The organism is Pseudomonas sp. MC6 (assembly GCF_054790575.1).
This window is the reverse complement of sequence record NZ_CP186504.1, coordinates 5720525-5740854: the sequence shown is the minus strand read 5'-3', so window position 1 is coordinate 5740854 and position 20330 is coordinate 5720525. Positions and strand designations below refer to the sequence as shown.

The following is a 20330-nucleotide window of genomic DNA, read 5'->3' as shown; positions in this document are numbered from 1 at the left end:
CCGCTCTCGATTCGCGTCACGTGTTATTCGGTTTCCAGATCGATATCGATGCCGAGGGAACGAATTTCCTTGATCAACACGTTGAAGGACTCGGGCATGCCCGGCTCCATACGGTGATCGCCATCCACGATGTTTTTGTACATCTTGGTACGGCCGTTCACATCGTCCGACTTCACTGTGAGCATTTCTTGCAGAGTGTAAGCAGCACCGTATGCTTCCAGTGCCCAGACCTCCATCTCCCCGAAACGCTGACCACCGAACTGCGCCTTACCACCCAGCGGCTGCTGGGTAACCAGGCTGTACGAACCGGTAGAACGAGCGTGCATCTTGTCGTCTACCAAGTGGTTCAGCTTCAGCATGTACATGTAGCCAACGGTAACTGGACGCTCGAATTTGTTGCCGGTACGGCCGTCTGTCAGCTGCATCTGGCCGCTTTCCGGCAGGTCTGCCAGTTTCAGCATGGCCTTGATTTCGCTTTCCTTGGCGCCGTCGAACACTGGAGTGGCCATTGGAACGCCGCCACGCAGGTTCTTCGCCAGATCGAGGATTTCCTGATCGGAGAAGCTGTCCAGATCTTCGTTACGACCGCCGATCTGGTTGTAGATCTCGTCCAGGAAAGTACGCAGTTCAGCGACTTTACGCTGCTCTTCGATCATCCGGTTGATCTTCTCGCCCAGACCTTTGGCCGCGAGGCCGAGGTGGGTTTCAAGGATCTGACCAACGTTCATACGCGAAGGTACGCCCAGTGGGTTGAGGACGACGTCGACCGGGGTGCCATTGGCATCGTGCGGCATGTCTTCAACCGGCATGATCACGGAGACCACACCTTTGTTACCGTGACGACCGGCCATCTTGTCGCCCGGCTGGATGCGACGACGGATTGCCAGGTAAACCTTGACGATTTTCAGCACACCTGGAGCCAGGTCATCGCCCTGCTGCAGTTTACGCTTCTTGTCTTCGAACTTGTCGTCCAGCAGACGGCGACGATCAACGATGTAGACGCTCGAGCCTTCTCGAGCTGCTCGTTCAGAGCATCTTCAGCCATGCGCAGTTTGAACCACTGACCATGCTCAAGACCGTCGAGAACTTCGTCGGTAATGTCCTGACCTTTCTTCAGACCTGCGCCGCCTTCAGCCTTGTGGCCTACCAGAGCGGAACGCAGACGTTCGAAAGTTGCGCCTTCAACGATACGGAACTCTTCGTTCAGATCCTTGCGAATCTCGTCCAGCTGGGACTTCTCGATCGACAGAGCACGAGCATCACGCTCAACGCCGTCACGAGTGAAGACCTGTACGTCAATGACAGTACCTTTGGTACCGGTAGGTACACGCAGGGAGGTGTCTTTAACGTCGCTGGCTTTTTCACCGAAGATTGCACGCAGCAGTTTTTCTTCCGGAGTCAGCTGGGTCTCGCCTTTCGGAGTGACTTTGCCGACCAGGATGTCGCCCGCGCCAACTTCAGCACCTACGTAAACAATACCGGCTTCGTCCAGCTTGTTCAGTGCAGCTTCACCCACGTTCGGGATGTCTGCAGTGATTTCCTCAGGCCCAAGCTTGGTGTCACGTGCCACACAGGTCAGTTCCTGGATGTGGATCGTGGTGAAACGGTCTTCCTGAACCACACGCTCGGACAGGCAGATGGAGTCTTCGAAGTTGAAGCCGTTCCATGCCATGAACGCGATGCGCATGTTCTGACCCAGTGCCAGTTCACCCATGTCGGTGGACGGGCCGTCGGCCATGATGTCGCTACGCTGAACGCGATCACCCTTGCTCACCAGCGGACGCTGGTTGATGCAGGTGTTCTGGTTCGAGCGGGTGTATTTGGTCAGGTTGTAGATGTCGACACCAGCTTCGCCGGTTTCAACTTCGTCATCAGCAACACGAACCACGATACGGCTGGCGTCTACGGAGTCGATCACGCCACCACGACGAGCCACGACGCAAACGCCGGAGTCACGGGCTACGTTACGCTCCATGCCGGTACCTACCAGCGGCTTGTCAGCGCGCAGGGTTGGTACAGCTTGACGCTGCATGTTCGAACCCATCAACGCACGGTTGGCGTCATCGTGCTCGAGGAACGGAATCAGCGACGCTGCTACCGAAACTACCTGCTTCGGCGAAACGTCCATCAAGGTGACTTCTTCAGGCGCCTTAACGGTGAATTCGTTCAGGTGACGTACGGCTACCAGTTCGTCGATCAGGACTTTCTGGTCGTTCATGGTCGCCGAAGCCTGCGCGATCACGTGATCAGCTTCTTCAATAGCGGACAGGAACACGATCTCGTCGGTGACCACACCCTCTTTCACCACGCGGTACGGGCTTTCCAAGAAGCCGTACTGGTTGGTGCGAGCGTAAGCAGCCAAGGAGTTGATCAGACCGATGTTCGGACCTTCCGGCGTTTCAATCGGGCATACACGACCGTAGTGAGTCGGGTGTACGTCACGGACTTCAAAGCCTGCGCGCTCACGAGTCAGACCACCAGGGCCGAGTGCAGAGACACGACGCTTGTGGGTGATCTCGGACAGCGGGTTGTTCTGGTCCATGAACTGCGAGAGCTGGCTGGAACCGAAGAACTCTTTCACCGCCGCAGCCACTGGCTTGGCGTTGATCAGGTCTTGCGGCATCAGGCCTTCGCTTTCAGCCATCGACAGACGCTCTTTGACCGCACGCTCAACACGTACCAGGTCAACGCGGAACTGGTTCTCGGCCATTTCGCCTACGCAGCGAACACGACGGTTACCCAGGTGGTCGATGTCATCGACGATGCCTTTACCGTTACGGATGTCGACCAGAGTCTTCAGTACCGCGACGATGTCTTCCTTGCACAGCACGCCCGAACCTTCGATCTCGGTACGACCGATACGACGGTTGAACTTCATCCGGCCGACCGCAGACAGGTCATAGCGCTCAGGGCTGAAGAACAGGTTGTTGAACAGGGTTTCGGCAGCGTCTTTGGTTGGCGGCTCGCCTGGACGCATCATGCGATAGATTTCGACCAGCGCTTCCAATTGGTTGCTGGTGGAGTCGATCTTCAGCGTGTCGGAGACGAACGGACCGCAGTCGATGTCGTTGGTGTACAGAGTTTCGATGCGAACAACGCCGGACTTGGCAATTTTTGCCAGGACTTCAGTGTTCAGCTCGGTGTTGCACTCTGCCAGGATTTCGCCGGTAGCCGGGTGCACGATAACCTTGGCGGTAGTGCGACCGAGGACGTAGTCCAGAGGCACTTCCAGGGTCTTGATGCCGGCTTTTTCGATCTGGTTGATGTGGCGCGCGGTAATACGGCGGCCCGCTTCAACGATGACCTTGCCCTTCTCGTCCTGAATATCCAGAACCGCAATTTCACCACGCAGACGCGAAGCAATCAGTTCCAGGCTGAGGGTTTCGCCGCTCAGGTGGAAAACGTTGGTGGTGTAGAAAGCGTCCAGCACTTCTTCAGTGGTATAGCCGAGCGCGCGCAGCAGTACCGATGCCGGCAGCTTGCGACGACGGTCGATACGCACGAACACGCAGTCTTTCGGGTCGAACTCGAAGTCCAGCCACGAACCGCGGTAAGGAATGATGCGCGCGGAGTACAGCAGTTTGCCGGAGCTATGCGTCTTGCCGCGGTCGTGGTCAAAGAACACGCCCGGGGAACGGTGCAGCTGGGAAACGATTACACGCTCGGTACCGTTGATTACGAAGGTACCGTTCTCAGTCATCAGGGGAATTTCACCCATGTAGACTTCTTGCTCTTTGATGTCCTTGATCGCTTTGTTCGACGATTCTTTGTCGAAAATGATCAGGCGCACTTTTACCCGCAAAGGTACGGCGAAAGTTACACCGCGCAATACGCATTCTTTGACATCAAATGCCGGTTCGCCCAGGCGATAACCGACGTACTCCAGCGCAGCATTGCCGGAGTAGCTGATGATCGGGAAAACGGATTTGAAGGCCGCATGCAGGCCCACGTCGCGGAACTGATCTTTAGTCGCTCCCGCTTGCAAGAATTCACGATACGAATCCAGCTGGATGGCCAGGAGGTAAGGCACATCCATGACGTCCGGCAACTTGCTAAAGTCCTTGCGGATACGTTTTTTCTCAGTATATGAGTAAGCCATCAGCGTTCCCCAGCTTGGTCACCTGCTTGTTTGGCCCCTCCCGACGGGAGCAGCCAGAAAATCGTGCAAACCCCATGGTTTGCGCCACCGCATCGGGTGGTTACAGCGCCTTTATCAGCACCGACCCAGTCGGCTGCCAATAACGGAAAAAGGCCGGTGGCAAGAGCCACCAGCCATCAGCCTGTCGCTTGACGCTCGGGCTGGAGGAGCAAAGTCGATACTTATTTCAGCTCGACTTTAGCGCCTGCTTCTTCCAGCTTCTTCTTGGCGTCTTCAGCCGCTTCTTTCGAAACGCCTTCAGCTACAACCTGAGGAGCGCCGTCTACTTTCTCTTTGGCTTCTTTCAGGCCCAGACCGGTCAGTTCACGAACTGCCTTGATCACGTTAACCTTCTTCTCGCCAGCTTCCAGCAGAACAACGTTGAACTCGGTTTGCTCTTCAACAACAGCGGCGGCAGCAGCTGGACCAGCAGAAGCAGCGGCAGCGGATACGCCGAACTTCTCTTCCATTGCCTTGATCAGCTCAACGATTTCCAGAACCGATTTTTCGCCGATTGCGTCGATGATTTGTTCGTTAGTCAGAGACATGACTTATTTCCTGAATTGGGGGATAGCCTGGAGGCCATCGAAATAAACAAAAATACGCGAGAGAGGAAACGCTCAGCCTCAGGCTGCAGCAGCTTCTTTCTGGTCGCGAAGTGCCGCCAGAGTACGAGCCAATTTGCTGGTAGCGCCTTGAATCACGCTCATCAGCTGGGAAATTGCTTCGTCACGGGTCGGCAGGCTTGCCAGAACGTCGATCTGATTAGCTGCGAGGAACTTGCCCTCGAACGCAGCTGCCTTGATCTCGAACTTGTCCTGACCTTTAGCAAACTCTTTGAACAGACGAGCAGCAGCGCCCGGGTGTTCGTTGGAGAATGCGATCAAGGTCGGGCCGGTGAACACGTCGTTGAGAACACTGTATTCAGTGTCAGCAACAGCGCGCTTGAGCAGGGTGTTACGTACAACACGTACGTAAACGCCAGCTTCACGAGCCTCTTTACGGAGTCCGGTCATTGCGCCTACTGTTACGCCACGTGCATCAACCACGACAGCGGACAGAGCGACTTTGGCAGCCTCGTTGACTTCAGCGACGATGGCCTTCTTGTCTTCGAGATTAATTGCCACGGGTTTAACTCCTGCTTGTTACCGTTTCATTCGATCGAAACCGAATGTCGTTTTGGTGTCTGATTCGGTAAGGAACCGGGAGCACCATCTGCGTAGGCTTATGGTTTAAGACTTGCGTCGCCTACGGTCTTGGATAGCCCCCGCCAGGCAGGGACCCCAATCTTTCAATTGGCGCGAAAACAATCGCGCCAACCTTTGTCTTACGCGTCCAGCGAGCTCTGGTCGATAACCAGACCTGGGCCCATAGTGGTGCTCAGGGTAACGCGCTTGACGTAAATACCTTTCGAGGAAGCTGGCTTGATACGCTTCAGATCTGCGATCAGGGCTTCAACGTTTTCCTTCAGCTTGACGGCGTCGAAGCCCATCTTGCCAACGGAAGTGTGAATGATGCCGTTTTTGTCGGTGCGATAACGAACCTGACCAGCTTTAGCGTTTTTAACCGCGGTAGCTACGTCTGGAGTTACGGTACCAACCTTAGGGTTAGGCATCAGACCACGTGGGCCGAGGATCTGACCCAGTTGACCTACAACGCGCATGGCATCCGGGGATGCGATCACTACGTCATAGTTCAGGTCGCCGCCTTTCATTTCGGCAGCCAGGTCGTCCATACCTACACGGTCAGCGCCGGCAGCCAAAGCGGCCTCAGCAGCTGGACCCTGAGTGAACACAGCAACGCGAACAGTCTTGCCAGTGCCGTGTGGCAGCACAGTAGCGCTACGAACAACCTGGTCGGATTTACGCGGGTCTACACCCAGGTTTACAGCAACGTCGAACGACTCGCTGAACTTGACAGTCGACAGCTCAGCCAGCAGAGCAGCGGCATCTACAATGTTGTAGGCCTTGCCTGCTTCGATTTTGCCGGCGATAGCCTTTTGACGCTTGGTCAGCTTAGCCATTACACACCCTCCACGTTAAGGCCCATGCTACGAGCAGAACCGGCGATAGTACGCACGGCTGCATCCATATCAGCTGCAGTCAGATCCGCGTTTTTGGTTTTCGCGATTTCTTCCAGCTGAGCACGGGTAACGGTGCCAACCTTAACGGTGTTCGGACGAGCGGAACCGCTGGTCAGACCGGCCGCCTTCTTCAGCAGAACCGAAGCCGGGGTGGATTTGGTTTCGAAAGTGAAACTACGGTCGCTGTAGACAGTGATGATCACTGGAGTCGGCAGACCTGCTTCAAGACCCTGAGTACGGGCGTTGAAGGCCTTGCAGAATTCCATGATGTTCACGCCGTGCTGACCCAAAGCAGGACCAACAGGTGGGCTTGGGTTAGCCTGAGCGGCCTTCACTTGCAGCTTGATGTAAGCGGTAATTTTCTTGGCCATGAGGCACTCCAATTACGGGTTCGAACGCCTCGAAAGGCTCCCCGGTTACTTGCGCGTTTATCCCAGTGACGACAAAACCCCACAGCCTAGGGCTGCGGGGTTGGGATGCTTGTCCAGTTAGACCTTTTCGACCTGACTGAACTCCAACTCTACCGGGGTAGAGCGACCGAAAATGAGCACTGCCACTTGGATCCGGCTCTTTTCGTAATTAACTTCTTCAACAACGCCATTGAAATCAGCGAATGGACCGTCATTGACTCGCACCGTCTCACCTGGCTCGAAGAGAGTCTTCGGCTTAGGCTTGTCGCTACCATCAGCAACACGACGCAGAATTGCTTCCGCCTCTTTATCGGTGATCGGCGCAGGCTTATCGGCAGTACCGCCAATAAAACCCATCACCCGAGGTGTATCCTTGACCAAGTGCCAAGTACCCTCATTCATATCCATCTGAACCAGCACATAACCTGGAAAGAACTTGCGCTCGCTTTTGCGTTTCTGGCCATTACGCATTTCAACCACTTCTTCAGTGGGAACCAGAATCTCGCCGAAGCCATCTTCCATGCCAGCCAGCTTTACGCGCTCGACCAGCGAGCGCATCACATGCTTCTCGTAACCCGAGTAAGCATGCACAACATACCAACGCTTAGCCACGGGACACCCTTAGCCGACAATCAAGGAAACAAGCCAGCCGAGCAGGGAATCAAGCCCCCACAACAGCAACGCCATAACCAGAACAACAGCCACCACAATCAGGGTGGTCTGCGTGGTTTCTTGGCGAGTTGGCCAAACGACTTTACGAATCTCGGTGCGAGCTTCCTTAACGAGTACAAAGAAAGACTTGCCCTTCGCAGTCTGCAGGCCTACAAAGGCAGCTACAGCAGCAATGACAAGCAAAGCGAGTACACGGTACAGGATCGGCGAAGCAGAGTAATACTGATTGCCAACAACGCCAACAACCACCAAAGCGACAACTACAAGCCACTTGAGCAGATCGAAGCGAGAGCCTTGAGCTTCAGCTTTAGGAGTCATCTATGAAGATCCTGTGAAAAGAAAGCCAGACACACCAAGTGAATCTGGCAGGTCAGGAGGGAATCGAACCCCCAACCTACGGTTTTGGAGACCGTCGCTCTGCCAATTGAGCTACTGACCTAAAACAAAATCAGGCCGACCATTATGCCGGCCCGAAAAATACATTACAACCACTTACTCGATGATTTTAGCTACGACACCAGCGCCGACGGTACGACCGCCTTCACGGATAGCGAAACGCAAACCGTCTTCCATCGCGATGGTTTTGATCAGGGTAACAGTCATCTGAATGTTATCACCCGGCATTACCATCTCAACGCCTTCTGGCAGCTCGCAGTTACCAGTCACATCAGTAGTACGGAAGTAGAACTGTGGACGATAGCCCTTGAAGAACGGAGTGTGACGACCGCCTTCTTCCTTGCTCAGAACGTAAACTTCTGCAGTGAACTTGGTGTGCGGCTTAACCGAACCCGGCTTAACCAGAACCTGGCCACGCTCAACATCGTCACGCTTGGTGCCACGCAACAGAACGCCGCAGTTCTCGCCAGCACGACCTTCGTCGAGCAGCTTGCGGAACATTTCAACACCGGTGCAAGTAGTAACGGTGGTGTCACGCAGACCAACGATTTCCAGCGGATCTTGAACGCGAACGATACCGCGCTCGATACGACCAGTCACAACAGTACCGCGACCAGAGATCGAGAATACGTCTTCGATTGGCATCAGGAACGGCTTGTCAGTCACGCGAACTGGTTCTGGGATGTAGCTGTCCAGAGTTTCAACCAGCTTCTTGACGGCAGTGGTGCCCATCTCGTTGTCGTCTTTGCCTTCCAGAGCCATACGAGCCGAACCGATGATGATTGGAGTGTCATCGCCCGGGAAGTCGTAGGTGGACAGCAGGTCGCGAACTTCCATCTCAACCAGCTCCAGCAGCTCAGCGTCGTCTACCAGATCAGCCTTGTTCAGGAAAACCACGATATACGGAACGCCAACCTGACGGGACAGCAGGATGTGCTCACGGGTTTGCGGCATCGGACCATCAGCGGCCGAGCAAACCAGAATAGCGCCGTCCATTTGAGCAGCACCGGTGATCATGTTCTTCACATAGTCAGCGTGACCTGGGCAGTCGACGTGAGCGTAGTGACGGATCTTCGAGTTGTACTCAACGTGTGCGGTGTTGATGGTGATACCGCGAGCTTTTTCTTCTGGCGCGCTGTCGATCTTGTCGAAGTCAACGATTGCGGAACCGAAGACCTCGGAGCAAACGCGAGTCAGAGCAGCAGTCAGAGTGGTTTTACCGTGGTCAACGTGACCAATGGTCCCAACGTTGACGTGGGGCAGGGAACGATCAAATTTTTCCTTAGCCATCGATATCACCCTCAACAGAAGAAATTAGACAAACAATATCAACCATTAAAACAAAGGCAGATATTTTCATATCTGCCTTGTTATATGGAGCTCTTGAGCGGATTTGAACCGCTGACCTCACCCTTACCAAGGGTGTGCTCTACCAACTGAGCTACAAGAGCGAAACACTTTGCACAACCTGCAAACTTGGAGCGGGTAGCGGGAATCGAACCCGCATCATCAGCTTGGAAGGCTGAGGTTCTACCACTAAACTATACCCGCGGAGCCTGCAGCTCACGCTCAAATCTGGTGGAGGGAGAAGGATTCGAACCTTCGAAGTCGTAGACGTCAGATTTACAGTCTGATCCCTTTGGCCGCTCGGGAACCCCTCCTAATCAGGCCGGCATTCTATACTATGCCAAACCCCTGTCAAGCATTTTCTCATTTAAAAACCTGAGCTTAGCTGCGTTGACACCGCCTCACATTGAAATCCTGTTTGGGTCTTCGCTGTGGAGCGGGCGCCATTCTATGCAAACTATTCAGCAGGTGCAACCCCCTCACACAGCATTATTTTATGTTTTAACTCATTGAATTCCTTGGAAAGGTTCACCAGTTGCGCACCCCCCAACAAATGCTGGCTCTCAGGCGCAACAGACAGCCAATAACCAGTCCCAGGAGCATCCTTCGACGAAGGCTGCACATTAACGCCCATATCAGCCAAACGCTGCTGCAGCGCTGAAATCGACTCCTGTCGAGAGAAGCCACCCAGAAAGTGACACTCTTGGCGCCGCATGCCTTGTTTCTCTCGAATGTCACCAGTTGTCTCGCTCAGCAAACGAATATCCTGCTGCGCCCCCCGATACAAGCTAAGAGGCGTCACGTCCTTTGCCCGCAACGGCGCCTCCTGCTGATGCCAGACATAATAGAAAACATTGAGAACCAGAAGCAGGAGGAACAACCAACGCATACAAACCTCAGGACAAAGGACACGCCATAGCCAACCCCACAAACACCAGGTCGGGAACGATTCTGGCCTCGGGAGCAACACCTGCAACCAAATCGGCATCACCACCGGTTATAAAAACAGCGAAGTCAGCCCCCCAATAGGAGCGCGCCATTTCCAGCTGCGCCAATACGAACCCTCGCAACATCAATGAACACCCACGCTCTACCGCCTCAACGGTAGTCCGACCCGGCGCGTGACTGGACAGCGCCTGCTCGGCAGCCAAATCCCCATAACGAATCTTCCGGGTATGAGTACGCAACTGGTTACGCATCAGCGGCATTCCAGGACAAATAAAGCCGCCCAGATGCTCGCCATCAGCCGCGATAAAATCTGCGGTTACCGCTGTGCCAAAATCCAGCACCAGGCAAGCACCTCCTGAAGCGAGGTGAAACCCGCCCAGCATCGCCAGCCATCGATCCAGTCCAAGGCGCTCGTAGTCTACGTAACCATTTCTAACACCAGACATCTCGCGAGCAGACTCCGCGCGCATCACCGAAATACCGAACTCCCGCTCGATAATGTCGATCAGCGCGCCGGTTTCTTCGCCAGTCCTTACACTGACCAGTCGGCATTTACGCAGGGAAAGCCGATCAATCGCTCGCAAACTCTCAAGCAGCGCCAAATCAGAGTCGACCACCCCCTCGGAGATCAGGCCGCCGACCGTGGCATTCAGCACGCGCCATTTTATAAAGCTGTTTCCGCAGTCGAGCTCAAGAATCATCACGCAACCTCAGGCTGAGCTCACCACCACTGAATACTTTTTCCACGCCATTCACCCTCAAGCGCAGAGCACCTTGATTGTCGATTCCGAGCACCACGCCATCTATATGGTTGGAGCCTGCAATCAATGAAACCGATCGCTCCTGCCACAAGTGATTTGCCTCCCATTCCGCCCGGAGAACCGAAAAACCACCCATCTGATGACTCTGGATGTAGGCGTCCAGCTGATTACTCAGCTCAACCACCAAGGCATTACGATCGCAGCTATTGCCGGATTCAAGTCGAATCGAGGTCCATTGCTGATCGACTTCATCAGCAACCTGCATATTCACATTGATACCAATTCCCAGCACCACATGACAGACATCCGCCGGATCGCCAATCAGCTCTAGCAGTATGCCGGCGATTTTTTTGTTACTCACCAGCACATCATTGGGCCACTTCAAACCGGCATTAACCACGCCAAAGCTTCGCAAAGCCTGCATCACAGCCAAACCAACAACAAGGCTCAGGCCTTCGAGCTGGCGCATTCCACCATCGATTCGAAGAACAAGGCTGTAATACAGATTTTCAGCGAACGGGCTGACCCATTTACGACCTCTGCGGCCGCGGCCGGAAACCTGCCGCTCAGCAAGAACCAAAAACGGCGCTGAATTGCCCCGGCCAATAGAGCGCAATGCTTCGGCATTAGTCGAGTCGACCGAATCCAGAACGGTCACCGGCCAATTTGGTGCCACTGTCGATATCTTTAGAGAGTCGAGTAGCGTCAATGGCGATGCCAGCTGATATCCCCTCCCCCTGACTTTATGGATAGACAAGCCGAGCTCAGCCTCAAGATGCTGAAGCTGCTTCCATACTGCACTTCGACTTATTCCCAGGGCCTCGCCCAGATCCTGACCAGAATGGAAACGCCCATCCTTCAGAAGGTTCAACAACGTCAGCATGCAGGTCTCGCCTCACAATGAGGCCCGAATAATAGCCATGCCCCGGGCCGTTGCATAGAAATCAAGCAGATACATTTCCTGCGGGCAAAACAAAACCCCAACTGCTTTCGCAATTGGGGTTTTGGAATTTAATCTTGACGATGACCTACTCTCACATGGGGAAACCCCACACTACCATCGGCGATGCATCGTTTCACTGCTGAGTTCGGGATGGGATCAGGTGGTTCCAACGCTCTATGGTCGTCAAGAAATTCGGGTACTGAGTCGTGACCAGAGGGCCTCGCTTCAGCAAATTGGGTATGTGACAGCTGGTGTTTTGTGAACATCGAACTTTCGGTTCGTTTCGTCTTCACACACCGCAATCTGGTCTCTCTCGAGTTCGCAAATTGCTTGGGTGTTATATGGTCAAGCCTCACGGGCAATTAGTATTGGTTAGCTCAACGCCTCACAGCGCTTACACACCCAACCTATCAACGTCGTAGTCTTCGACGGCCCTTCAGGGAACTCAAGGTTCCAGTGAGATCTCATCTTGAGGCAAGTTTCCCGCTTAGATGCTTTCAGCGGTTATCTTTCCCGAACATAGCTACCCGGCAATGCCACTGGCGTGACAACCGGAACACCAGAGGTTCGTCCACTCCGGTCCTCTCGTACTAGGAGCAGCCCCTCTCAAATCTCAAACGTCCACGGCAGATAGGGACCGAACTGTCTCACGACGTTCTAAACCCAGCTCGCGTACCACTTTAAATGGCGAACAGCCATACCCTTGGGACCGGCTTCAGCCCCAGGATGTGATGAGCCGACATCGAGGTGCCAAACACCGCCGTCGATATGAACTCTTGGGCGGTATCAGCCTGTTATCCCCGGAGTACCTTTTATCCGTTGAGCGATGGCCCTTCCATACAGAACCACCGGATCACTAAGACCTACTTTCGTACCTGCTCGACGTGTCTGTCTCGCAGTCAAGCGCGCTTTTGCCTTTATACTCTACGACCGATTTCCGACCGGTCTGAGCGCACCTTCGTACTCCTCCGTTACTCTTTAGGAGGAGACCGCCCCAGTCAAACTACCCACCATACACTGTCCTCGATCCGGATAACGGACCTGAGTTAGAACCTCAAAGTTGCCAGGGTGGTATTTCAAGGATGGCTCCACGCGAACTGGCGTCCACGCTTCAAAGCCTCCCACCTATCCTACACAAGCAAATTCAAAGTCCAGTGCAAAGCTATAGTAAAGGTTCACGGGGTCTTTCCGTCTAGCCGCGGATACACTGCATCTTCACAGCGATTTCAATTTCACTGAGTCTCGGGTGGAGACAGCGCCGCCATCGTTACGCCATTCGTGCAGGTCGGAACTTACCCGACAAGGAATTTCGCTACCTTAGGACCGTTATAGTTACGGCCGCCGTTTACCGGGGCTTCGATCAAGAGCTTCGCGTTAGCTAACCCCATCAATTAACCTTCCGGCACCGGGCAGGCGTCACACCCTATACGTCCACTTTCGTGTTTGCAGAGTGCTGTGTTTTTAATAAACAGTCGCAGCGGCCTGGTATCTTCGACCGGCATGAGCTTACGGAGCAAGTCCTTCACCCTCACCGGCGCACCTTCTCCCGAAGTTACGGTGCCATTTTGCCTAGTTCCTTCACCCGAGTTCTCTCAAGCGCCTTGGTATTCTCTACCCAACCACCTGTGTCGGTTTGGGGTACGGTTCCTGGTTACCTGAAGCTTAGAAGCTTTTCTTGGAAGCATGGCATCAACCACTTCGTGTTCTAAAAGAACACTCGTCATCAGCTCTCGGCCTTAAGATCCCGGATTTACCTAAGATCTCAGCCTACCACCTTAAACTTGGACAACCAACGCCAAGCTGGCCTAGCCTTCTCCGTCCCTCCATCGCAATAACCAGAAGTACAGGAATATTAACCTGTTTTCCATCGACTACGCTTTTCAGCCTCGCCTTAGGGACCGACTAACCCTGCGTCGATTAACGTTGCGCAGGAAACCTTGGTCTTTCGGCGTGGGTGTTTTTCACACCCATTGTCGTTACTCATGTCAGCATTCGCACTTCTGATACCTCCAGCAAGCTTCTCAACTCACCTTCACAGGCTTACAGAACGCTCCTCTACCGCATCATCCGAAGATGATACCCGTAGCTTCGGTGTATGGTTTGAGCCCCGTTACATCTTCCGCGCAGGCCGACTCGACTAGTGAGCTATTACGCTTTCTTTAAAGGGTGGCTGCTTCTAAGCCAACCTCCTAGCTGTCTAAGCCTTCCCACATCGTTTCCCACTTAACCATAACTTTGGGACCTTAGCTGACGGTCTGGGTTGTTTCCCTTTTCACGACGGACGTTAGCACCCGCCGTGTGTCTCCCATGCTCGGCACTTGTAGGTATTCGGAGTTTGCATCGGTTTGGTAAGTCGGGATGACCCCCTAGCCGAAACAGTGCTCTACCCCCTACAGTGATACATGAGGCGCTACCTAAATAGCTTTCGAGGAGAACCAGCTATCTCCGAGCTTGATTAGCCTTTCACTCCGATCCACAGGTCATCCGCTAACTTTTCAACGGTAGTCGGTTCGGTCCTCCAGTTAGTGTTACCCAACCTTCAACCTGCCCATGGATAGATCGCCCGGTTTCGGGTCTATTCCCAGCGACTAGACGCCCTATTAAGACTCGCTTTCGCTACGCCTCCCCTATTCGGTTAAGCTCGCCACTGAAAATAAGTCGCTGACCCATTATACAAAAGGTACGCAGTCACCCAACAAAGTGGGCTCCCACTGCTTGTACGCATACGGTTTCAGGATCTATTTCACTCCCCTCTCCGGGGTTCTTTTCGCCTTTCCCTCACGGTACTAGTTCACTATCGGTCAGTCAGTAGTATTTAGCCTTGGAGGATGGTCCCCCCATATTCAGACAAAGTTTCTCGTGCTCCGTCCTACTCGATTTCATGACTAAGAGATTTTCGCGTACAGGGCTATCACCCACTATGGCCGCACTTTCCAGAGCGTTCCGCTAATCTCAAAGCCACTTAAGGGCTAGTCCCCGTTCGCTCGCCACTACTAAGGGAATCTCGGTTGATTTCTTTTCCTCAGGGTACTTAGATGTTTCAGTTCCCCTGGTTCGCCTCTTGCACCTATGTATTCAGTACAAGATAACCATCTTATGATGGCTGGGTTCCCCCATTCAGACATCTCCGGATCAAAGTCTGTTTGCCGACTCCCCGAAGCTTTTCGCAGGCTACCACGTCTTTCATCGCCTCTGACTGCCAAGGCATCCACCGTATGCGCTTCTTCACTTGACCATATAACCCCAAGCAATCTGGTTATACTGTGAAGACGACATTCGCCGAAAATTCGAATTTCTCAACTAAGAGAACTCACAAATTTTACCTTAGCCTGATCCGTTACCAGTGAAAGTAACGTTCAGTCTATCTTTCTATCACATACCCAAATTTTTAAAGAACGATCTAATCAAAAGACTAGAAATCAATATTCTCAATGGAATACTCATTTCTAAGCTTTCAGAAGCAGTTATATGGTGGAGCCAAGCGGGATCGAACCGCTGACCTCCTGCGTGCAAGGCAGGCGCTCTCCCAGCTGAGCTATGGCCCCATAACAAAATTGGTGGGTCTGGGCAGATTCGAACTGCCGACCTCACCCTTATCAGGGGTGCGCTCTAACCAACTGAGCTACAGACCCAATTTCGAGCGCGTAACTGTTAGCTTGGAGCTATCAGCTTGGAGCTTAAAGCTGCTTCTATCGTCTTCTTCAATGAATCAAGCAATTCGTGTGGGAACTTATGGAGCAGCTGATGTCGTCGATTAAGGAGGTGATCCAGCCGCAGGTTCCCCTACGGCTACCTTGTTACGACTTCACCCCAGTCATGAATCACACCGTGGTAACCGTCCTCCCGAAGGTTAGACTAGCTACTTCTGGTGCAACCCACTCCCATGGTGTGACGGGCGGTGTGTACAAGGCCCGGGAACGTATTCACCGTGACATTCTGATTCACGATTACTAGCGATTCCGACTTCACGCAGTCGAGTTGCAGACTGCGATCCGGACTACGATCGGTTTTATGGGATTAGCTCCACCTCGCGGCTTGGCAACCCTTTGTACCGACCATTGTAGCACGTGTGTAGCCCAGGCCGTAAGGGCCATGATGACTTGACGTCATCCCCACCTTCCTCCGGTTTGTCACCGGCAGTCTCCTTAGAGTGCCCACCATAACGTGCTGGTAACTAAGGACAAGGGTTGCGCTCGTTACGGGACTTAACCCAACATCTCACGACACGAGCTGACGACAGCCATGCAGCACCTGTCTCAATGTTCCCGAAGGCACCAATCCATCTCTGGAAAGTTCATTGGATGTCAAGGCCTGGTAAGGTTCTTCGCGTTGCTTCGAATTAAACCACATGCTCCACCGCTTGTGCGGGCCCCCGTCAATTCATTTGAGTTTTAACCTTGCGGCCGTACTCCCCAGGCGGTCAACTTAATGCGTTAGCTGCGCCACTAAGAGCTCAAGGCTCCCAACGGCTAGTTGACATCGTTTACGGCGTGGACTACCAGGGTATCTAATCCTGTTTGCTCCCCACGCTTTCGCACCTCAGTGTCAGTATCAGTCCAGGTGGTCGCCTTCGCCACTGGTGTTCCTTCCTATATCTACGCATTTCACCGCTACACAGGAAATTCCACCACCCTCTACCATACTCTAGCTCGACAGTTTTGAATGCAGTTCCCAGGTTGAGCCCGGGGATTTCACATCCAACTTAACGAACCACCTACGCGCGCTTTACGCCCAGTAATTCCGATTAACGCTTGCACCCTCTGTATTACCGCGGCTGCTGGCACAGAGTTAGCCGGTGCTTATTCTGTCGGTAACGTCAAAATTGCAGAGTATTAATCTACAACCCTTCCTCCCAACTTAAAGTGCTTTACAATCCGAAGACCTTCTTCACACACGCGGCATGGCTGGATCAGGCTTTCGCCCATTGTCCAATATTCCCCACTGCTGCCTCCCGTAGGAGTCTGGACCGTGTCTCAGTTCCAGTGTGACTGATCATCCTCTCAGACCAGTTACGGATCGTCGCCTTGGTGAGCCATTACCTCACCAACTAGCTAATCCGACCTAGGCTCATCTGATAGCGCAAGGCCCGAAGGTCCCCTGCTTTCTCCCGTAGGACGTATGCGGTATTAGCGTTCCTTTCGAAACGTTGTCCCCCACTACCAGGCAGATTCCTAGGCATTACTCACCCGTCCGCCGCTGAATCCAGGAGCAAGCTCCTCTCATCCGCTCGACTTGCATGTGTTAGGCCTGCCGCCAGCGTTCAATCTGAGCCATGATCAAACTCTTCAGTTCAAACATCTTTGGGTTTTTAAGAAACCCTAAACTTGGCTCAGCAATCGTTGGTTACATCTTTGATTTCTCGCGGAGTAACTTGTGATGCTGATAATCTTGTTGACTATCAGTCTGACTCCACAAGCACCCACACGAATTGCTTGATTCAGTTGTTAAAGAGCGGTTGGTTAAGATCTTTCGTCTCAACCGAGGCGCGCATTCTACAGCAGCCTCATTTGCTGTCAAGTGATTATTTTCAGAAGTTTTCGAAGATTTCTTCAACAACTTCAACCACTTGCGCTTCCGATCTCTCGTCAGCGGGAGGCGAATTCTACAGCGTTACACGCTGCTGTCAACACCTCTTTTTCAACTTCCTTTTGGCTTCGATGAACTGAAGCAACCTGCCGCCGAAACCTACATAACTCATTGAATCTCAAGGAGTTTTCCGTTTCGACTGCGCCGGAAGTGGGGCGAATTATAGACTTCTAAAATTCGCCGTCAAGACCTATTTTCAACTTTACTCGGATTTCAGCGTGATACGTGCAAACGCCTTCTTGCCTGCCTGGCAAACGTGGGTTGCGCCCAGTACATATATAAAGGAGCGATCAACCACCTCACCATCAACGCGCACACCGCCGGACGCCAACAGGTCGCGCGCCGCTGCCGAGTTCTTCACCAGACCTGCTTTATTAAGGACAGCCGCGATCGGCATATCTTCAGCAGAAGCCAGCTCGATCTCCGGCAGATCATCCGGCAGCTCGCCATCCTTCATGCGGTTACCCGCCGCGCGATGAGCATTGGCCGCAGCTTCTTCACCATGGAAACGCGCAACGATCTCTTCCGCCAGTTTGATTTTGACATCACGCGGATTGGCGCCCGCTTCTACATCGGCACGCAGCGCATTGATCTCATCCATCGAACGGAAGCTCAGCAGCTCAAAGTAACGCCACATCAGCGCGTCCGGAATAGAAACCAGCTTGCTGTACATAACGCCCGGCGCTTCCTGAATACCGACATAGTTGCCCAACGACTTGGACATCTTCTTCACGCCATCCAGACCTTCAAGCAGCGGCATGGTCAGAATGCACTGAGCCTCTTGACCATAACCACGCTGCAGCTCACGCCCCATCAGCAAGTTGAACTTCTGATCGGTACCGCCCAATTCAACGTCTGCACGCAAAGCCACCGAGTCGTAACCCTGAACCAGCGGATAGAGGAACTCGTGAATAGCGATCGGCTGATTGGTGGTGTAACGCTTGTCGAAGTCATCACGCTCAAGCATGCGCGCGACGGTGTATTGCGAAGTCAGGCGAATGAAGTCCGCCGGCCCCATCTGATCCATCCAGGTGGAATTGAACGCGACTTCGGTTTTCGCCGGATCGAGAATCTTGAACACCTGAGTCTTGTAGGTCTCGGCGTTTTCCAGAACCTGCTCGCGAGTCAGCGGCGGACGCGTGACGCTCTTGCCGCTCGGATCACCGATCATCCCGGTGAAATCACCTATAAGGAAGATCACTTGATGCCCCAGTTCCTGGAACTGACGCAGCTTATTAATAAGCACCGTGTGACCCAAGTGCAGATCCGGAGCGGTTGGATCAAAACCAGCCTTGATACGCAGCGGCTGGCCGCGCTTGAGCTTCTCGATCAGCTCGGACTCGACCAATAGTTCTTCCGCACCACGTTTAATCAGCGCTAGCTGCTCTTCAACCGACTTCATAACAGACCCGCAAGGCTCAGATTCAAAGGGAACCAACCATACAAGATCGCGCACCAATTACAAGTTTTGCCCGGCGCACGGACACCAATCCACAGACACGCTGTCTGTAGACTTGCTTCAGAGATGATTTGGTTATATTTTATACAGTTATTTCATCTTCATCATGTCATTCATCTTTTCCAATTCATCATTTTTCAAAGTCAAAATTACCTATGACCACAGAACCGTCTAAAGCGCCGCCGCTTTACCCGAAGACCCACCTGCTCGCCGCAAGTGGAATCGCCGCCCTTCTTAGCCTGGCTCTCCTGGTATTCCCTTCCAGTGATGTTGAAGCCAAAAAGACGACCCTGAGCCTTGAACTGGAAAGTCCTGCTGAACAACTGACACAAGATCAAGACGCTGCTGACGCGACTCAAGCCACAAACGAGCCAGTAGCTTCGCCATTTGCTCAAATCGAAAACAGCGACGAAAACTCCCCACAAACCGCAGAAGCAGCACCAGCACCAGCACCAGCACCAGCCGCTGAAAAACCAAAAGCACCTGGTCATCGTGAAGTCATCGTTGCCAAGGGCGATACACTGTCGACTTTGTTCGAAAAGGTCGGCCTGCCTGCCGCTTCCGTTCATGAAGTTCTGGCCAGCGACAAACAGGCCAAACAGTTCAGCCAGTTAAAGCACGGCCAGAAACTCGAATTCGAATTGGATCCTGAAGGCCAACTGACCAGCCTGCACAGCAAGGTCAGCGATGTCGAAATCATTACCCTGACCAAGAATGACAAGGGTTATGCCTTCAACCGGGTTACCGCAAAACCCACCGTTCGCACCGCTTACGTACACGGTGTGATCAACAGCTCGCTTTCACAATCCGCGGCCCGTGCCGGCCTTTCGCACAGCCTGACCATGGATATGGCCAGCGTCTTTGGCTACGACGTCGACTTTGCTCAGGACATCCGCCAGGGCGACGAATTCGATGTGATCTACGAGCAGAAAGTGGTCAACGGCAAGTCCGTGGGCAATGGCCCGATCCTGTCAGCACGCTTCACCAACCGCGGCAAAACCTACACCGCCGTGCGATACACCAACAAGCAAGGCAACAGCAGCTACTACACGGCTGATGGCAATAGCATGCGCAAGGCGTTCATCCGTACACCGGTGGACTTCGCCCGCATCAGCTCCAAGTTCTCCATGGGCCGCAAGCACCCTATCCTCAACAAGATCCGCGCCCACAAAGGCGTCGATTACGCTGCGCCACGCGGTACGCCGATCAAGGCTGCCGGCGATGGCAAAGTACTGCTGGCCGGGCGCCGCGGTGGCTACGGCAACACGGTGATCATCCAGCACGGCAACACTTACCGCACGCTGTACGGCCACATGCAAGGCTTCGCCAAAGGCGTGAAGACTGGCGGCTCCGTGAAGCAGGGCCAAGTTATCGGCTACATCGGCACCACTGGCCTCTCGACCGGCCCGCACTTGCACTATGAGTTCCAGGTCAACGGTGTTCACGTCGATCCGCTGGGACAGAAGCTGCCAATGGCTGATCCGATTGCCAAAGCAGAACGTGCTCGCTTCCTCGCACAGAGCCAACCGCTGATGGCGCGCATGGATCAAGAAAAGGCCACCATGCTGGCCTCGAGCAAGCGCTAAG

Annotated in this window: 12 protein-coding genes, 6 tRNA genes, 3 rRNA genes and 1 pseudogene; 1 reads left to right on the top strand and 21 read right to left on the bottom strand. The window is 53.6% G+C overall.

What is annotated here, in order from left to right; genetic code table 11:
- Positions 1-23 precede the first annotated feature (23 nt).
- The 21 genes and pseudogenes from rpoB to tyrS all read right to left on the bottom strand — a co-directional run bounded on the left by rpoB (position 24) and on the right by tyrS (position 18686).
- A pseudogene (gene rpoB, locus ACOYXE_RS25715) lies at positions 24-4099 on the bottom strand (DNA-directed RNA polymerase subunit beta).
- A gap of 221 nt (positions 4100-4320) precedes the next feature.
- Positions 4321-4686: a 50S ribosomal protein L7/L12 gene (gene rplL / locus ACOYXE_RS25710; RefSeq protein ID WP_007916477.1), complete on the bottom strand. Its 366-nt coding sequence runs from the start codon at positions 4684-4686 to the stop codon at positions 4321-4323.
- Positions 4687-4764: 78 nt separating this feature from the next.
- Positions 4765-5265, bottom strand: a complete 501-nt coding sequence (gene rplJ / locus ACOYXE_RS25705; protein WP_007916479.1) for a 50S ribosomal protein L10 — start codon at positions 5263-5265, stop codon at positions 4765-4767.
- Between the two features lie 200 nt (positions 5266-5465).
- On the bottom strand, positions 5466-6161 hold the full coding sequence (gene rplA, locus ACOYXE_RS25700; protein ID WP_007916481.1) for a 50S ribosomal protein L1: 696 nt from the start codon (positions 6159-6161) through the stop codon (positions 5466-5468).
- Positions 6161-6592, bottom strand: coding sequence for a 50S ribosomal protein L11 (rplK, locus tag ACOYXE_RS25695; protein WP_003228756.1), 432 nt, complete (start codon positions 6590-6592; stop codon positions 6161-6163). Before rplK ends, rplA begins: the two co-directional genes overlap by 1 nt.
- 117 nt (positions 6593-6709) lie before the next feature.
- The gene (gene nusG, locus ACOYXE_RS25690) at positions 6710-7243 is read right to left on the bottom strand and encodes a transcription termination/antitermination protein NusG (RefSeq protein WP_007916492.1); all 534 of its coding nucleotides are present in this window, start codon (positions 7241-7243) and stop codon (positions 6710-6712) included.
- A gap of 9 nt (positions 7244-7252) precedes the next feature.
- Positions 7253-7621 (bottom strand): preprotein translocase subunit SecE, encoded by a 369-nt coding sequence (gene secE / locus ACOYXE_RS25685; RefSeq protein WP_007916493.1) that lies wholly within the window; start codon positions 7619-7621, stop codon positions 7253-7255.
- 45 nt (positions 7622-7666) lie between these two features.
- Positions 7667-7742: transfer RNA gene (locus ACOYXE_RS25680), tRNA-Trp, on the bottom strand.
- A gap of 53 nt (positions 7743-7795) precedes the next feature.
- Entirely contained in the window at positions 7796-8989 is a 1194-nt protein-coding gene (tuf, locus tag ACOYXE_RS25675) for an elongation factor Tu (RefSeq protein ID WP_053124324.1), read from the bottom strand.
- Between the two features lie 85 nt (positions 8990-9074).
- Positions 9075-9150: transfer RNA gene (locus ACOYXE_RS25670), tRNA-Thr, on the bottom strand.
- Between the two features lie 26 nt (positions 9151-9176).
- Positions 9177-9250 (bottom strand) — tRNA-Gly (locus ACOYXE_RS25665).
- 25 nt (positions 9251-9275) lie between these two features.
- A tRNA-Tyr gene (locus ACOYXE_RS25660) sits at positions 9276-9360 on the bottom strand.
- Between the two features lie 143 nt (positions 9361-9503).
- Positions 9504-9935, bottom strand: coding sequence for a hypothetical protein (locus ACOYXE_RS25655; protein ID WP_460926826.1), 432 nt, complete (start codon positions 9933-9935; stop codon positions 9504-9506).
- Positions 9936-9942: 7 nt separating this feature from the next.
- Positions 9943-10695, bottom strand: a complete 753-nt coding sequence (locus ACOYXE_RS25650) for a pantothenate kinase (protein ID WP_460926825.1) — start codon at positions 10693-10695, stop codon at positions 9943-9945.
- The gene (birA, locus tag ACOYXE_RS25645; protein WP_160059623.1) at positions 10685-11638 is read right to left on the bottom strand and encodes a bifunctional biotin--[acetyl-CoA-carboxylase] ligase/biotin operon repressor BirA; all 954 of its coding nucleotides are present in this window, start codon (positions 11636-11638) and stop codon (positions 10685-10687) included. The genes ACOYXE_RS25650 and birA overlap by 11 nt, the downstream gene beginning before the upstream one ends.
- A 132-nt stretch (positions 11639-11770) precedes the next feature.
- Positions 11771-11886 (bottom strand): 5S ribosomal RNA (rrf, locus tag ACOYXE_RS25640).
- 153 nt (positions 11887-12039) lie between these two features.
- Positions 12040-14933 (bottom strand): 23S ribosomal RNA (locus ACOYXE_RS25635).
- 234 nt (positions 14934-15167) lie between these two features.
- Positions 15168-15243, bottom strand: a tRNA-Ala gene (locus ACOYXE_RS25630).
- Positions 15244-15253: 10 nt separating this feature from the next.
- Positions 15254-15330: transfer RNA gene (locus ACOYXE_RS25625), tRNA-Ile, on the bottom strand.
- A gap of 123 nt (positions 15331-15453) precedes the next feature.
- Positions 15454-16990 (bottom strand): 16S ribosomal RNA (locus ACOYXE_RS25620).
- The 16S, 23S and 5S rRNA genes sit together here with 2 tRNA genes alongside, the layout of an rRNA operon.
- Before the next feature lie 496 nt (positions 16991-17486).
- Positions 17487-18686 carry a tyrosine--tRNA ligase gene (tyrS, locus tag ACOYXE_RS25615; protein WP_460926824.1) on the bottom strand — a complete coding sequence of 400 codons (1200 nt, stop codon included), beginning with the start codon at positions 18684-18686 and terminating at the stop codon, positions 17487-17489.
- A gap of 212 nt (positions 18687-18898) precedes the next feature.
- Between tyrS and ACOYXE_RS25610 the strand changes: the two genes are divergently transcribed.
- Positions 18899-20329 carry a peptidoglycan DD-metalloendopeptidase family protein gene (locus ACOYXE_RS25610; protein WP_460926823.1) on the top strand — a complete coding sequence of 477 codons (1431 nt, stop codon included), beginning with the start codon at positions 18899-18901 and terminating at the stop codon, positions 20327-20329.
- The last annotated feature ends 1 nt before the right edge of the window (position 20330 follow it).